A 15969-nucleotide genomic window follows, 5' to 3' on the forward strand; every position below is an offset into this window, starting at 1 on the left:
AGCTATATTTACAAAATTAGCTTTTCCCTTACCCTATGTAGTAATCTTAAAAGCTATTATAAAAAAGACCACCTATTAAATTACCTTTCGCTCTGTTATATTCGGCAATTGATAAGCCGTTTTATGCTTCATCATGCCATAAATAATATTTACTAGCCTTCTCATGATACAAACCAACGCTTGTCCTTTTGTTTTGCCTTCCTTTCGTTTGCGTTGGTAGTATTCATAAAATACAGGATTTCTTGGCTTTTTACTTTCTTTTGCCACTTGTATTTGCTGTATCGCTAATTGATAAAATAACGCATGTAACGTTCGATTGCCTTGTTTGCTTTTGTGGTCTTTTCCTTTTCCTCCAGAGCCAAAATGCACAGGCGCAATTCCCGCATAACGAGCAAGTTTATTGGCATTTGGAAAACGCTGAATATCTCCAATCTCGGCAACCAAGGCGGATGCTGTCACTACATCACCCCCCGGCATTGTCTCCAGTTGGTAATCGAGTAATTTCATTAATTTTCTTAGTTCTCCTTCGACCAATGCCATTTCCTGCTTTTTAATGCGCAAATCTCTCACCATGCTTTGCACGAGGAAATCCCGTGTTTCTTGGTATTGTTTGGTGGTCGTTCCATCTGTTTTCACAAGTTCTAGTATTTCTTTTGCTTTCTTGCTTGAACAAGTGTTGTGGCTAACAGCTTATAAAAAAGCAGTAAGCTCATCTATCCTTACTCCCTCTAAATACGATGGTGACGGATATCTTTCCCAAAATGCTAATGCTGTTTTTCCGTCTACTTCCGCAAAAAATTTCTTATAGCTGGAGATATGTATCAAATTCCAACCATGTTTTTCGCAATACGCTTGTATTTCCTCCTCTTGGTATTTCAAGCTATATCCATCTTTTGCTTGCCCCTGTGTCGAGACTCGTATATACCCGACAACATTCAATGTTACATCCCCCGTTACGAAAATTACAATTTATGTAACGCTTGTTAACAATGACGAGTATTATACGACCGTCTCTAGTGAAAATACAATACAAAAGTAATTTGCCAGCTTTTTATTGTCACAGTCAGTTAAAAGTTTATCCCCTCTTTCTCGCCACGAGAATGCGTTCTCTCGTGTTTTAAAGCATACTCGAAGGGTATTAGTGTTGTTAATAGTTTCACCATGCATCACAGCCAAACTCATAGTAGGCGGAACCATTATGAAGTCTGAATTAAAATGTTGGTAAAAACGATATATAAATTTTCTCGTAATTGCACTTTATTATTTGATACATCTGTTAGTTTTAAAATAAAAACCTTGAAAGGCATAAAGCCAATTAAGGTAATATAATTTATTAGAAGCCTTCTTTTTGTTCCACTGATACATTGTATCTCAAATTCAAAAATTACTTTAAAAGAAAGTTATAAATGGTATTTTAGCAAATACAAAATCATATCTCTAAACTTGTTACCTATTCTCTTCATCATACTCCAAAAATAGGTCTTGTAAATCTCCATTAATTGGTTCATTATTATCGTTAATTGTCACTTTAAACTCAATATCCTCTTCTCCTATTGATACTACCCCATCTAACACCCCTAAAATATTAGATACAGCATCCACTTCTACTTGTTCGATTATTTTAAACAATATTTCTTTATTTTTATCTGATAGTTCTGAATAAAACATCAATGCTTCTTTCCAATAGGGGTCTGTAACTTCATTAATATCAGTATTATTGAATATATCTCGATAAAAATTACGATTTTCTTTTATAATTGACTGATGTAAAAGTTTAACAAACTCTTCTTTATTCATATATCTCATCTCCTTCTCAGGTACTGTCAAGAATTTTGTGTAATGCAAGATAGATAGGGTATCTCTGAAATGGATTTGAACACGGCTGAGTGTGCTACGGACTTTGTGAACGACACAACGCTGCACGCCGGTTTTCGGATAAACCGCCTGAAAGGCTTCCTCCAGCCCCGGTAGTCCATCGAATACGCCAAGCAGCACTTCTTTTACGCCTCTGTTGTATAGTTGTTGAAGAATCTCCTGCCATCCATAGGCGCTTTCCTGTCCTCCTACGAAGAAATCAAGAATTTCACGATACCCCTCTTCATTCCCCTTAACACCACATAAATGACTTCTTTCTCTACCGTATCGAGGCGAAGTTTCACATACAAACCGTCCAAATATAAGACCGAATAACGCTTGTGCAGTGGACGATGGCGCCATTTTTCGATGTCTTCCTTTACGACATCGGTAATACGGCTGATCGTCGCGGGAAAATAGGCATTTCCTAGAATTCGTTCGATAAACTTGCCAATTCCCGCGTACTCCTGCCACTTTGATACATCTTGATGATCGCTTCCTCCAGCCGGTGTGTCGTTGATAAGGGGCAAACAGCTGCGTTTGAAATTCCCCATTTCGGTCTCTTGGGACCAAAAGACCTTCAATACGACCATATTGCGTATCCAGCGTTCGTTGGTAGTAGCCGTTTCTCATATTGGATGTTTCCGCCTGTGCGATTTCGAGGAAATGTTTGATTTCTTCCCGCATAATCAGTTCTAATTTTTCTTTCACAAACTGACGGATGGCACTTTCCAGTTGATTTGCCCAGTCGACATTCGGTATACTTTTAGACATAGGTAGGGTTCTCCTTTCTCTGGAATGTTTTTGGTCCAATCAGCGAATACCCTACCTTTTTTCTTTTGATCTAGCAAATGTTTTACACAAAATTTTATACATCATCCTCTCAGACATTGTAATATTCTATAACTGAATATTTAATTTATTATCTTAATATCCCACCTTTCGAAAAAATGTTTTTCATTTCTATCCTCTTCTTTAAGAAATTACTACTGCCTCCCCCAAAAAGTTTCTATCTCTTTAGACGCTTTCCTTGTTTCAGTGCCCATATACTTAAGAGCCTTTTTCAATATTTCTGGTTCATCACCCAATCTCGCTAATATTGTTAAGGTAATAACTTCCTGAACATCTGTGTCCCCTTTCTTTAGCATGAATTCTATAAAATCAAAAATACTTCTCAACTTTTCCTCTTTCCCACTATTTATTAACGCTGGTAAATCTTCATTCAACGTTTCACCAAAAAACACATGCGGTAAAAGCTCCCCATTAAACTCGATATGTTCAATATATGATGCTTGATACTCCGGAAATAGTTCCAAAAATTTCTTAGTAAAAACGTCAACGGTAATTATAATTATTCCCTCCAATCTATTTTCCATTTAAAGCTCTCTTTAATTCTATTAATAAATCATTTGCTATTTCTCTTTCCTTTGGATCCAAATTCTCTTTCATTAAAATATTTTCTAAGTTCCTTATTCTTTCTTTTGCCTTTTGAATATGAGACTTTCCTCCTGTTAAAATTCCTTTTTTAGCTTCTAGCCTTACTGCTGCTGCAAGACTTCCATCACCTACTGTCGCAGTTGGACGAAACATTTCGTTGATAGTATTCCGTAACTTTTTATTTGTAACTTGATTTAAAAGTTGATCTCTCCTGCTAAGCTTTCCTGTCCCCTTATATACGGCACCCCCCGCTTCTTTCCCTACTTCACCTCCGACTTGACTCATCGAAATGCACACCGAGCTGGCGGATTCTTCAGCGATTCCTATCATCCGCCCACTTGGTACCGCTCCAACTCCATCGATGGCTAGCTCCGGCCCCATCAGGACAGAACCAACATTTTCCAGAAAGTTCTCCCATTGTTTTTTAAACGACCGGATTGTTTCGGTGATTGGTCCTTTGATGACTTGGTGATAGATCGTTTGGAAAGCCCCTTTGATTTTATCAACATTCAGGACGTTTTTCGTTTTCGAGATCCATTTCAAAACCTCCGCTGCTGTTTCTGCCGCTTTCAATCCTTTGATCCCTGCTTTACCGGCGACGCCTGCTCCTTTGGCTGGAGGAATGATGGACAACAATAGCATTCCCCCCGCAAACAGACGGTCTCCTACTGAAATCCGTTCTCCAGTCACTGGGTCGTATTCTCCAAACACCCGCTGCAAGTCATACCAGCCACTAAGTTCCATACCGAATTCTTTCATGTTATCGGCAAGCGTTTGGTCTGCCTGGCTTATTGCCGCGGCAGTCCGGTACAGCAATTTCTTCTGCTTCATTCAACTATTTTAACTGGTCATAGGCTTATTGGCTTGCTATTACGTCTTTATAACAGTAAAATAATGGGTGATAAACACTTGTGATCCTCATCCTAGAAAAAAGTGAGCCTTGAAAGAGTTGTTCAACTCAACCAAGGCTTCATATTTTAGAAAACTATGATAGCTAACCCTAACCTAGTTTAATTTCTTATATAGCTCATAAACATCTAATAGCAATTCACCTAGCTTACTGTTGTAATCCCATGAGTCGACAATTATATGTGGATACGATGGCGTATAATTATTTGGACAAAGGATAATACTCATTTTTTCTACTTCATCTAGTATTTTTCTCAATTGCGGAATATTACCATCCTTTCCTTCACCATTATTATGTGTAGTTATTTCTTTTATGACCTAATTTTTAATTTTTTCTGCTAACTCTAAAAATTCTATGGTTTTATCAGATCGTCCAGATTGGTTATATACCATTGCTTTCCCCCTCCAATATATCTATCTCCCATTTGCAACTGTGTTGCAGCACTACTTTTTATAATTATAGAACCAGCTCTAACTTTCCATTGCTGTATTTTTGTCATTTGGTTCCACTCAGGAGGTAATGCTAAATACTTGCGATTTATCTGTTCTGTAAAAGTTTCAAATAAATATCTTCCTTTAGCATAAGCATTTATATCATCAAAGAAAAGGAATCAGAGTTTTGTAGTCCTGATTCCTTCACGTTAACTGAATTTATACTGTATACTTTTCGGCTCACAATACACAGGGACGCAATCCAGTTTTATCTAGTGCGTTCCCCAGGTTTGTAAGTATATGGCTTATTGGTGTATTATACGATCCTGCTTTTACAAAATGTAAACTTGGTAAAAAAAATTATTGATCGTTCTCTTTAATGCTGTTTAAATATTCTTCTAAGAATTTCTTATCATCTTCATCCTCAGGAGTAAGACCCAGATATTTGTACTCCCAAATAATACTTCTTTCATGATCATCTGCATCCGATAAATCTTCATAATCATACTCAATTTTAAAATTACCCTGATTGTCAAAAATCAAAGTAAGATTTGTCCACGGATCTTGTCCGTTGTTCTTAAACTCACGCCATAGTTCTTCTAAATTATCAAGTAATTGTCTCCAAAGCTTTTTGTAATCCTCTTTTTCTATTGCAAATATATTTGGAATATCGTGGCTATAAATTGGAGTACTTCCATTAGCCGGATAATAATAAAAGAACGCCGTCCGAACATCCTCTGTGATTTCACCATACACAAAAACCTTTGACCATTCCTCTGGTATTGTTTCAATAATTGTATGTGCGATTTTTTGATAAATATTATTTAGTTTCAAATCATCCATATATTTAACCTCCAGGTTTATTTTGGAATTCTTTGTATTGCCACTTACCCTTTCCTATTTTATATTCTATGTCAAAACTTACCGGTCTTTGTGACTCACCTTTATAAACAGGTTTTATCTTCACTTCAACCAGTTTTCCTTTTTCAAGTTGTTTCCTCCACATGTTCTCGATTTTCTTCCACTCACCTTTATTCAGGTTACCATTCATAGGTACAAGATTGTCAAGGCTACCCGAACCTTTAAATATAGTTGCTATCAAATGTCCACCTTCATCATCTAGTAGTCTATCTTCTCTACCCGCCACCTTCTGGGCATGATTATTTCGTTTGGCCTCCCCCAAGTTAAGTTTACCTTCAGCATTGACAATACGTCCTTTGTCATCGGTTCTATAAGTGTATCCTGCAGGAGTTGTATACTCTACATTTGGTTTAAGTACCTTTCTCCGTCCGTCTCTGGTGTAATGCTCTCCATAGTTAACCTTAGTATGAGTATTCGTTGGTGTAGATTTACCCGTGCCCTTACCAACCACCTCATCCCCAGTTTTGCCAATCATATTCATCGTCGTTTCTTTTACTTCCCTCTCGGCTCCGCTCATCCACACACCGCGGGCCGGACCGATTCCTGCCAAGGCTGGCTGCGGTCCCTGTAGGACAGAGCCAACATTTTCGAGAAAGTTCTCCCATTGCTTTTTGAACGACCGGATTGTTTCGGTGATTGGTCCTTTGATGACTTGGTGATAGATCGTTTGGAAAGCCCCTTTGATTTTATCAACATTCAGGACGTTTTTCGTTTTCGAGATCCATTTCAAAACCTCCGCTGCTGTTTCTGCCGCTTTCAATCCTTTGATCCCTGCTTTACCGGCGACGCCTGCTCCTTTGGCTGGAGGAATGATGGACAACAATAGCATTCCCCCCGCAAACAGACGGTCTCCTACTGAAATCCGTTCTCCAGTCACTAGATCATATTTTCAAACAATCACTACACATCGTACCAGCCCATTGAAAAAGGAGACCCAAAAAATATACTAATTTACTCCTCACATAAACACGCATTATTTTACACAGCGATTAGTTTTAAAATAAAAAACCTTGAAAGGCTTATAACCAATCAAGGTTACATCTTTTTACTTTAAGTCTATTTAAAACTATCTCACATTTAATTACGATCTTTATAATTTAAAGCTATTTCTACTATTTCCTCTGGTGATAATTCTTCATCATTCCAAAAAATTAGGTCACTTGGAGCTGGATGCGGAACATTTTTTTCCAAAATATCAATATATTCACTTACCTCTTCATCAGATAATTTAGGATCGCATATTTTTTTTACAAGTTCAATCAATTCCTCTTTAGATAGTTTATTTTCCATAATATTCACCCTTTCTTAGGATATCAACCTTTTTTACCAAAGTGGTATACAGGGTCTAAAATTATTTGGTGCATTCTAGGTGATGTAATAATCAGATTGTCAAGATTATAAACTTCTCCACCTTTCTCAATAGGCTGTTTATGGTGAAGTATATATGATTTAAGCTTGCCGTAATGTTCAGCCTTTGGAGCAATAGGTGCGTTTCCTTCTAACATTCGTGCGATATTTCTACTCCTAAATTCTTTTGCATAACTCGAATTTGCAACGCATTTCCAAAACTCTTTTCTAAAGTCATCAAAAGAATTAAATCTTTTTCCAACAAGTTTATCTCGAATCTCTTTTGGAATAATTCCAATGGCACCTTTATTGTACATTAGTTTTGTTTGCTTTGAAGACTTCTATCGAACTTAAAACTTTCACTCACTACTCCAGGCTTATTCCTAGGACTTTCATTTTTTCCTTTACCTATCCCTTTACCAACCACCTCATCCCCGGCTTGACTCATCGAAACGCGCACCGAGCTGGCGGATTCTTCAGCGATTCCTATCATCCGCCCACTTGGCACCACTCCAACTCCATCGGCGGCTAGCTGCGGTCCCTGTAGGACAGAACCAACATTCTCGATAAAGTTCTCCCATTGTTTTTTGAACGACCGAATTGTTTCGGTGATTGGTCCTTTGATGACTTGGTGATAGATCGTTTGTAAGGCCCCTTTGATTTTATTAACATTCAGGACGTTTCTCGTTTTCGAAATCCATTTCGAAACATCCGCTGCTGTTTCCGCCGCTTTCGCTCCTTTCACCGCTGCTTTACCGGCGACACCCGCTCCTTTGGCTGGAGGAATGACCGACAACAATAACATTCCTCCCGCAAGCAGGCGGTCTCCTGCCGAAATCCGTTCTCCAGTGATCGGGTCGTATTCTCCAAACACCCGCTGCAAGTCATACCAGCCAAGAAGCTCCAGACCGAATTCTGACATGTTGTCGGCAAGCGTTTGGTCTGCCTGTCTTATTGCCGCGGCTGTTCGATACAGCAATTCCTCCGCTTCATTCAGCTTTTCTTCATAGCGCCGGAGACAATGAAGCAGTTCGTCTGTAAGCTCCTGAATAGCGGCAGAGCCGATGCCCGGAATCTCCATCACTAAAGAGGGCAGTTCCCAGGAAAGTGAGGTTCGCGCACGCGGCAGGCGTCTTCTGCATCGGGGACATGCTTTGCTACCGTTTCCAGCTCTTCCGGATTGACTCGAATCGTCAGTATTATAGCTCCACTATCTTTCGCTAAATTTAGGCGATTTCCTTTCTCATTTCATAAAAAAGAGTACCTGCACAGGGTAAATATGAAGATTGGCGCAATTTCAGAAAACAGCCCCAAAATAATCTGAAAAAAGATAACGAAATTAATATGCTAATTTACAATTAGGGTTATATTTTGTTAGTAACGAAGAAAGTGGCTTATTCGGCACTGGGTATCCCCCGCCAAAAAAGAAACCTTGAAAGGCATAAAACCCATCAAGGCTGAAAATAGAAGTAATCTAACAACTAATATAGATAATGTTTGCTGAATATTGATTGACCAAGTTAAGAGATTCTAATACTTATTCTATGGGTCCCATAAATTGGGTGATTAAATAAATATGCTCAATCAGTTTAACTTTTTTCATGTTCTCTACTTTTTCTAGTCCACCTAATCCAAGAAGAGGTACATAGCCAAAACACTCATCAAACTTTGGTTCCCCATATCTCTTAACCGCCTCTGGATAAGGAAACCAATTTAATTCCTCATCTAAAAAGGCCTCATCGTTTAAATCCTCAAAGAAAAAATCAAATCCAGCTGAAATAACATGTACCTCATTTTTTCTAAAGTTCAACAGGTTTAAATATCTCCCCTTTTCCCAAACGATTATATCTCCCATTGATGTAGCGAACAACGGAATGGCTTCTTGATATCGTATATTACGTCTTCTAAAAGATCTTGAAATTTATCAGGGTTAACTATTTTTAGATAACCTTGTAATACACTACCAAAACCGTATTGTTTCCAAATGTCAACAACTTCTGAAGGAATTCTCCCTTTATACTTCTCAACTGTTGATATGGGGACTTTCCCTTCTAATTTAAAATGATTAAATATATTTTGTGCATCTCCCATTAATAAGTCACCTCAATATTTTAGTTTGATATTTTTAATTTAATATTTAAAAAGGTCGATTCTCTTTCTTCTTGAGTCATTGTTTTCGCAATATCTCTAATGTTTGTATCTAAATCTTTAATCCTAGATTTCCATTGAGAACCAATTGATGAGTTTATTTTCTTATTTCCCATTTCACCAATATGGCGGAGGGCCACTTTACAAAACAAACTTTTTCATGCGGGGAACGATTACGGTGAAGAGGATGATCAGAAAGACCAAAACGAAAAAGCCAACCAACCGTGGCAGAAGCGATGATGATATTGGTTCCGTCCCATCCCATGTTGACGAGACGGAACCGATTTGTTTGCTTAGGCTGACAAAAGAAAATAGCTGCATAAACAAGAGTTTTTCTTTCTGTTTAACGTGTCTGTTTTCATGACATAGCACCAATTTAAAAAGTTGAATTCTTAAATTTATGGCACTCTATCACAATAAAACGTATCTTACTCTCCAATTAATTACAACACTTTAACTTTGATTTAAGTTATACAAAATAGTACGTATGAACCAATTAAGTCTATCACTATTCATTTTCCTCATAGCATGTTTTCTAACAAACTCTTGAATATCATCCCAATTATCAAGTTGGAGAATTTGTTCTAACTCTTGCTGAAGGTTTTGTCGATATTTACTCTTTTCAGTTAAATTAAATTCTTTAACTATTGTTTCTAATTCCTCATAGTTAGCACTTGGGTTAAAATAACATTCAAGAAAATATCTGAAAGTATCGTATTTCAAATCTTCATTCATGATATCACCCTCTATTTTTATTTAACAATAGGAAATGCAGTTAATATTCTGAATCCTAGTTCCTGAGTTGAATCCCTAATCAATACTACTTTAGAATCTGTTAGGTTATAAATAACATGTTTTTTATTTCTAAGAACCCCTTTTCCTATTGGATAATTGTGTGATAGATATAATCATTGTTGCTTTATCTAGAAATTCTATAATAAAGTGCCTCAAAAGAGATTTAATATCTCCTTTGAGGCTTCATATTACCATATAACCAGCTTCTTTTATCTTTACCAACCCATACTTCCCCTTCATGGTATATTTCTATTACATATCCTGAAGCTGGTGAAAAAATCCAAGTATCAAAACTAACCGCAGTAACATCATCAATTACTTCTAGAACCTTTTTTAATTAGACTTTATAATAGGTAAAGTCCCCTCATTCCAAATTACATAAACAACTGCACCAAAATTTTGGAAATACCTTTCCAGATAAGCAGTTATATCATTTACGGTGTTTACATTTTCTTTTTTACTAATCTTGTCCCAATCAATACGCCCCCATTCAGTAAACGGAAAAGCGCTTTCTAATATATCAAGAATTTTCTTTTTTTGCTATCAGTTAAAATTTCAGCATCTTCACCTAAAGCTTCAATACATTCATCTAATAAAGTCATTCAAATTCCCCTTTATCTATTCAAGTATTCTAAATAAGCTCAAAAAACACTTTCATTACCTTCAAAAGATATTACATATTTTTTATCTCAAGACCTTTACCATTACATTACGGAAATCTTCTACAACAATCGGAACAAGGTAACTGATGATGTTTCAATTCTTTAAGCTGATGGAAATCATAAAATAGGGCATCTTTTTTAAACTCCTGTTGTGCGTACGATATGACTTAAAAAAATTATCATATAGGAGTTTCGTAGATTATGTGTATATATCACTCTAACGGTTTATTCCGTACTCCATATACATTAAAACCCCCTCATTTCTGAGGGGGAATTAAAGATCTCAATCATCTAAATGGTCTTCAATTTTTCCAAACTCAGTACAGCCTATTATCATTTCACAACTTTTTGAGGTAAGAAATATTCCCATTGATTGACTAATAAATTGTTTATCTGAAGGAACTAGATGAATATGCTTACCATCCTTAAACCGCTTAGATAATCTAATTAATTCAGTTCCAAGCCCTATTAATGCTTCTTCACTTAATTCAAATATCACTCTACAATTAGAGGTTATGTCCTCACCTTTAGTATTAAATACTTTAATCTGTGCGACATTTTTGCCTTCCAAGTCGAATTCATCTTCATCGTCATTTTCAAGGTTAATAATAATATAATCTTCCAAGTTATCCCTCCTAGCATTAGTCTAATATTTCTATTACTTTACCATTATTATCAATGATAATATGGAAATTCTCTTTTTGTTTCCATCTACCACTTTTAGTCGGAACATGTATTTCCACGTTATAATGGTCGACAGGTTGTCGATATTTCTTACCGATAGGATGTGCATGCTCTCCAACATCCCTTCGGAAAATAACTTTACTACCATCATCTAATATAGTTTCTAATCTATCCCCTACTCTTTTCGAGTCACGTAGAACCTGTTTTAATTTATCAATGTTTTTAATATTACCATTAATTTTTCCCTTACCCTTACCAACCACCTCATCCCCAGTTTTACCAATTATGTTCATCGTCGTTTCTTTTACTTCTTTTTCGGCTCTGCTCACCCACACACCGCGGGTCGGACCGATTCCTGCCAAGGCCGGCTGTGGTCCCATCAGGACAGAGCCAACATTTTCGAGAAGTTGCTCCCATTGCTTCTTGAACGAACGGATTGTTTCGGTGATTGGCCCTTTGATGACTTGGTGATAGATCGTTTGTAAAGCCCCTTTGATTTTATCAACATTCAGGACGTTTCTCGTTTTCGAAATCAATTTCGAAACATCCGCTGCTATCCCGGCCGCTTTCGCTCCTTTCACCGCTGCTTTACCGGCAACGCCTGCTCCTTTAGCTGGAGGAATGACCGACAACAATAACATTCCTCCCGCAAACAGGCGGTCCCATCCTGAAATCCGTTCTCCGGTGATTGGGTCGTATTCTCCAAACAATCGCTGCACATCATACCAGCCACTAAGCTCCAGACCAAATTCTTTTATGTTATCGGCAAGCGTTTGGTCTGCCTGTCTGATGGCCGCGGCTGTCCGGTACAGCAGTTCCTCCGCTTCATTCAGCTTTTCTTCATAGCGCCGGAGCCAATGAAGCAGTTCGTCTGTAAGCTCATGGATGACGGCAGAGCCGATGCCCGGAATCTCCATCACTAAAGAGGGCAGTTCCCAGGAAAGTGAGGTTCGCGCACGCCGGCAGGCGTCTTCTGCATCGGGGACATGCTTCGCTACGGTTTCCAGCTCTTCCGGCTTGACTCGAATCGTCGTCATTATAGCTCCTCTATCTTTCGACGGATTCGCGCGATTTCCCTGCTTATTTCATGAAGAAGATCGTCTGCAGTCGCATAAATACGTGTCTCGATTTGCCGCAAGTCCCCGTATACCAATTCATACGCTTCCCTCGACTTCCCCTGCCAATGCGGAACATACTCGTCATTTGCGCGATAAAATGCGCGAGTGCCATGTTGAAATTCCTCGATCGCTTCTTCGACCTGCCCTTGATAGGACTGCAGGCAATGAATCATCGCCTCGTAGGCCCTGCGTTTCCATTCTTTTTCGATCGATTCCAATAAAGACGCCACCTTGATTCCTCCCCCTATTTACACGCTATTAAAATGGTAACATAAGTAAAATAAGGATAAATCATGATATATTCCTGTTTTTCTAGATGACCATCAGGACTTTTTCCTTATCTATAATTCTGCCATGCTGAACATGTCAAAGTTCCTTCGAAAATAACCTGTTTACGGAACAAACTTTTTCATGCGTGGAACGATTACCGTGAAGATGACAATAAGAAATCCGAAAATGAAAAAGCCGAACAGCCATGGCAGAAACGATGATGATATTTGTTCCGTCTCGTCCAATGGCTGGCGAGACGGAACCGATTGTGTTGAAGTGTTAGCAAACAATCGCAGCTTTTCCGCTTTGACGGCAATCGTATTCGTTTCTTTTTCTCCCGATAAAAACAACTGCGCTTTTGTTCGCTCAAAGAAAGAAGAGGCCGGTCTTTGAAATGTCAGCGATGTTTGCACCTCTGGCAAATCTCTCTTTTCGTCAAGCAGCGACTCTTCATGAAGATAATCGGTGCGCAATTCGATGTCCTGCCGCTGATATTGATTTGGTTCAATTTCCGGCCACTCATCCGATTCCGCGTAAACCGTCATTCCCATCGCAGCCAATACAGAGCAGAGAAAGGGGAAACAGAACATCATAAGACGTCTTCTACCCTTCATATGTTTCCGCCTCCTTCTGCAGAGCGTCCAGGCGCTGCTTCAAAAACGGAACAGCGGACATAAGCACGGTAACAACTCCTAACGTAATGACAGCTGGATAAAATGCTTGCTGGTCTCCATATTGAATCGACATATATGTTTCTGATATCGGATGATCAAAGCTAAAGTTAGGCAATACTAAGTCGAGTAATGGAGTAATGAAAAACAGGATTAAGCCGACTCCGAGCACCCAGCCGGTAAACGGTCCGATGAAAAAGGCCAAGCGAACAATGGCGGAACAGAAAAATAATAAGATAATGGTAAAAATGCTCCATTTAAGCGCCTGCACCTCTTGCATCGGATAAATTCGCAATCCATATGTGCTGATGATGAAACCAACAAGCAAGTTCATTATGATCAGCAATGCCAGCTGCAGCATAAGCGGCACGGAAGAATAATAATGCAGGAAAAACCCGATGAGCATGCCGCAGAGCAAAACAATGACAAGCATCACGACAGGCGGCGTGTACGTTGCTTTCTCTTTCGGAATATCTCCGCTTACTTGTACCGGATTGGTTAAATAATCATACACATATCCGTTGGTTTGTTTGTCAACCATCGTATTGTCTAACAGACGATAAACATCGTTTTTAATTTGTTTGGTTGTATTGACATTAGTTGCCCATTTGTTGTTTAACTCATCCGCCCGTCCTTGGACCGATGCCACTTTTTCATGCATCTCATTGGTGTAATCGATAATCCGGTCTTGCCCTTCGGCAATGGAAGTGACTAAATCAGAAATTTGTGTGATATCTTGCAGCGTATTTTGCTGGATGGCAATAACAAATTCACCATTGTCGGCTCCCACCGTTGATTGTATGGTTCCTTCTTCATCCATGGTTTGCTGGAGCTGTGCCGTTACTTCATTCGCGGCATCGTTTAGTGATTGCAATTGTCCCATCAGCTCTGCTTGCATTTTTTCCACATTTTTATCATACTCGAATGTTACTTCCACAAAAGAATGGACGTTGTTTTCGACCGCTTCTGCGCCGTGCAAAGAAGTGGCCGAGCCATCCTGCAGCTGATAAATTCCGCTATGAATATTCAATAAAGTTTGGAAAATATCTGCTTTTTCCTTCCAATTTAAAATCAGCTGATCCACAAGTGCTTCATCAAAATTCTCCATTCGCTTTAACGTATCTTCAAAAACCGATAACCAATAGAAATATGCGAGGAGATCATTCATGTTTCTGCTTTGAATAGCCGGCTGAAATTGTGCTGATAATTGTTGTTTTCGCTCTTCGGATAACGACGGAGACTGAAGAATCGCTTGTTCTTTTTCGACAATTTGTTGCACCACTGTTTCTTCCGATTGTCCGCTGTCATTATTCGCTAGCGCGGCCAACTGTTTTGCCAATTGCGCGTATTTTTCTTGCCATTGCTGCTCGAAGGCTAACTGCTTTTGCCATGCTTCTTTTGCTTTTTGCATTTCCACTTCCAGCTGATTTATGGCATTGTCAATATCCCCCCAGCTTCCCGATGCATCTTGCCCTTCCTTCGTCTCTTGCGGGAGTTGCGGTTTCGCCGTTCGCAACTCGGTCTTTAAAGATGCCAGCTGCTGCTCGAGCCTATCCAGCCACTGCCCGTTCCCTGATGGCTGTGGCAGCTCTCCCGGCCCCGGCTGTTCATTCGGTGCTGACGGAGCGGTGGCAGATTGCAGCCGCTGACGGAGCGGAATAAGTTTTTGCTGCACTTCGTCCAATATCTTTGCATCTGTTTGTTGCTGATATTGACGGATGAGGTCTTTTTGCGACTCCAAGAGCCGTTCATAAACATTTGAATTTTCCAGCTGGTTATAGAGACTTGTCAGCGCCGTATGGCTGTCCGTAACCATATTGCGCAATTTAGACACAGATTGCAGCAAGGTTTGGCTGCTTAATTCCAACTCCGGTCTGACATTCCATGGCCGTTCTACGACGGAACGCAATCCCCCGCTTATCATCGTTTCATACTGCCGAATTCCTTGTTGAATGATGTCATGCTGCCGTTGCTGATACTCTTTATACATCTGAATATCTTCGATAAACGAAGCAATTTCTGCTTCCGCCTGCTCCAAACCTTTCAACGTGTCATTGGAGGAGCTTTCGGCATTTTTCGAAGATGAAAGCAGTTGTTCAAGCATCTTCTTTTGGCTCTCGATCTCTTTTGTTAATTTGGCAGAGCTGGGAGTGTAAAAATCGTACATCGTCTTTTGAAAAGCGATTTCTTTTTCCAAAATAGCGCTAAATTTTTTGCGAATATCTTCTACCGCTTGGCCGACATAACTCCAATACAGCGTAGACATTTTTTGGTTGATCGTATTTTTCGCCGCTTCTAGTTCTCTCTGTACCTGCTCCCGATTTTTCGCCTCAAGATTTGGCTGGATTTTATATTGGATGGTTGCCTTAAGCGGCTTTTTCTCATTAAAGGTCAAAATGTTTCTCGAAAAATCGGATGGCAAATACACAACAGCGTCATATTGGCCGTCCGCCAGCCCTTTTTCCGCTTGGCTGCGATTGACGACAGACCACTGATAATCAGAATCGTCATCAAGAGCTGGTACAATTTCTTTGCCGAATTCGTATGTTTTTTTATTATAATCAGCTCCTACATCTTCATTAACTACCGCGATTCGGTTCGTCGTCCGTTCTGTTACCTTCATCGGGTTATGGCCAATGAACGTAAAGAACAGTACAGGAAGAGCAACAATAAACACAATTTTCGCAATCAACTTGACGATTTTCCATTTTTCCGTCATAT

At 39.2% G+C, this 15969-nt stretch carries 11 protein-coding genes and 8 pseudogenes; all 19 read right to left on the reverse strand.

Features of this window, described 5'->3' with window-relative positions; genetic code table 11:
• Positions 1-75: 75 nt before the first annotated feature.
• Positions 76-819 (reverse strand): annotated as a pseudogene (locus AOT13_RS19220) (transposase); the annotation flags it as partial.
• A pseudogene (locus AOT13_RS19225) lies at positions 814-939 on the reverse strand (recombinase family protein); the annotation flags it as partial. The pseudogenes AOT13_RS19225 and AOT13_RS19220, both read right to left, overlap by 6 nt.
• 933 nt (positions 940-1872) lie before the next feature.
• Positions 1873-2628, reverse strand: a pseudogene (locus tag AOT13_RS19815) (IS256 family transposase); the annotation flags it as partial.
• Between the two features lie 212 nt (positions 2629-2840).
• The gene (locus tag AOT13_RS00600) at positions 2841-3230 is read right to left on the reverse strand and encodes a DUF7674 family protein (protein ID WP_013400035.1); all 390 of its coding nucleotides are present in this window, start codon (positions 3228-3230) and stop codon (positions 2841-2843) included.
• Positions 3220-4126 (reverse strand): annotated as a pseudogene (locus tag AOT13_RS20850) (pre-toxin TG domain-containing protein); the annotation flags it as partial. The pseudogene AOT13_RS20850 and the gene AOT13_RS00600, both read right to left, overlap by 11 nt.
• 866 nt (positions 4127-4992) lie before the next feature.
• Positions 4993-5475 (reverse strand): antitoxin YezG family protein, encoded by a 483-nt coding sequence (locus AOT13_RS00610; RefSeq protein WP_013400033.1) that lies wholly within the window; start codon positions 5473-5475, stop codon positions 4993-4995.
• A 4-nt stretch (positions 5476-5479) separates the two neighbouring features.
• On the reverse strand, positions 5480-6382 hold the full coding sequence (locus AOT13_RS19235) for a DNA/RNA non-specific endonuclease (protein ID WP_232511585.1): 903 nt from the start codon (positions 6380-6382) through the stop codon (positions 5480-5482).
• Positions 6383-6630: 248 nt separating this feature from the next.
• On the reverse strand, positions 6631-6843 hold the full coding sequence (locus tag AOT13_RS00620) for a bacteriocin immunity protein (RefSeq protein WP_003248148.1): 213 nt from the start codon (positions 6841-6843) through the stop codon (positions 6631-6633).
• Between the two features lie 23 nt (positions 6844-6866).
• Positions 6867-7285: pseudogene (locus tag AOT13_RS00625) on the reverse strand (hypothetical protein); the annotation flags it as partial.
• 131 nt (positions 7286-7416) lie between these two features.
• Positions 7417-8100: pseudogene (locus AOT13_RS00630) on the reverse strand (pre-toxin TG domain-containing protein); the annotation flags it as partial.
• A gap of 337 nt (positions 8101-8437) precedes the next feature.
• Positions 8438-8991, reverse strand: a pseudogene (locus AOT13_RS00635) (T6SS immunity protein Tdi1 domain-containing protein).
• Between the two features lie 20 nt (positions 8992-9011).
• Positions 9012-9164 (reverse strand): polymorphic toxin type 15 domain-containing protein, encoded by a 153-nt coding sequence (locus AOT13_RS19240; protein ID WP_148259589.1) that lies wholly within the window; start codon positions 9162-9164, stop codon positions 9012-9014.
• Positions 9165-9501: 337 nt separating this feature from the next.
• The gene (locus tag AOT13_RS00640; protein WP_013400028.1) at positions 9502-9783 is read right to left on the reverse strand and encodes a hypothetical protein; all 282 of its coding nucleotides are present in this window, start codon (positions 9781-9783) and stop codon (positions 9502-9504) included.
• 223 nt (positions 9784-10006) lie between these two features.
• Positions 10007-10371: pseudogene (locus AOT13_RS21335) on the reverse strand (CDI toxin immunity protein).
• Positions 10372-10788: 417 nt separating this feature from the next.
• On the reverse strand, positions 10789-11130 hold the full coding sequence (locus AOT13_RS00645; RefSeq protein WP_013400027.1) for a hypothetical protein: 342 nt from the start codon (positions 11128-11130) through the stop codon (positions 10789-10791).
• 16 nt (positions 11131-11146) lie between these two features.
• Positions 11147-12226 carry a pre-toxin TG domain-containing protein gene (locus tag AOT13_RS00650; protein ID WP_042384523.1) on the reverse strand — a complete coding sequence of 360 codons (1080 nt, stop codon included), beginning with the start codon at positions 12224-12226 and terminating at the stop codon, positions 11147-11149.
• Positions 12226-12537, reverse strand: coding sequence for a hypothetical protein (locus tag AOT13_RS00655; protein WP_042384526.1), 312 nt, complete (start codon positions 12535-12537; stop codon positions 12226-12228). The genes AOT13_RS00650 and AOT13_RS00655 overlap by 1 nt, the downstream gene beginning before the upstream one ends.
• A 162-nt stretch (positions 12538-12699) precedes the next feature.
• Positions 12700-13191 carry a type VII secretion protein EssA gene (gene essA, locus AOT13_RS00660; protein WP_042384528.1) on the reverse strand — a complete coding sequence of 164 codons (492 nt, stop codon included), beginning with the start codon at positions 13189-13191 and terminating at the stop codon, positions 12700-12702.
• A complete protein-coding gene (gene esaA, locus AOT13_RS00665) occupies positions 13181-15967 on the reverse strand; it encodes a type VII secretion protein EsaA (RefSeq protein WP_042384530.1) in 2787 nt (928 codons plus the stop codon). The genes essA and esaA overlap by 11 nt, the downstream gene beginning before the upstream one ends.
• Positions 15968-15969: the final 2 nt, after the last annotated feature.

This window comes from Parageobacillus thermoglucosidasius, from assembly GCF_001295365.1.
Lineage (GTDB): Bacteria > Bacillota > Bacilli > Bacillales > Anoxybacillaceae > Parageobacillus > Parageobacillus thermoglucosidasius.

What these genes read in the sequence shown, in the direction of transcription:
- esaA (WP_042384530.1), bottom strand. Translation starts at nt 15,967, where the DNA reads ATGACGGAAAAATGGAAAATCGTCAAGTTGATTGCGAAAATTGTGTTT.
- AOT13_RS00620 (WP_003248148.1), bottom strand. Translation starts at nt 6,843, where the DNA reads ATGGAAAATAAACTATCTAAAGAGGAATTGATTGAACTTGTAAAAAAA.
- AOT13_RS19240 (WP_148259589.1), bottom strand. Translation starts at nt 9,164, where the DNA reads ATGGGAAATAAGAAAATAAACTCATCAATTGGTTCTCAATGGAAATCT.
- AOT13_RS00640 (WP_013400028.1), bottom strand. Translation starts at nt 9,783, where the DNA reads ATGAATGAAGATTTGAAATACGATACTTTCAGATATTTTCTTGAATGT.
- AOT13_RS00610 (WP_013400033.1), bottom strand. Translation starts at nt 5,475, where the DNA reads ATGGATGATTTGAAACTAAATAATATTTATCAAAAAATCGCACATACA.
- AOT13_RS00600 (WP_013400035.1), bottom strand. Translation starts at nt 3,230, where the DNA reads ATGGAAAATAGATTGGAGGGAATAATTATAATTACCGTTGACGTTTTT.
- AOT13_RS00650 (WP_042384523.1), bottom strand. Translation starts at nt 12,226, where the DNA reads ATGACGACGATTCGAGTCAAGCCGGAAGAGCTGGAAACCGTAGCGAAG.
- essA (WP_042384528.1), bottom strand. Translation starts at nt 13,191, where the DNA reads ATGAAGGGTAGAAGACGTCTTATGATGTTCTGTTTCCCCTTTCTCTGC.
- AOT13_RS19235 (WP_232511585.1), bottom strand. Translation starts at nt 6,382, where the DNA reads ATGCTATTGTTGTCCATCATTCCTCCAGCCAAAGGAGCAGGCGTCGCC.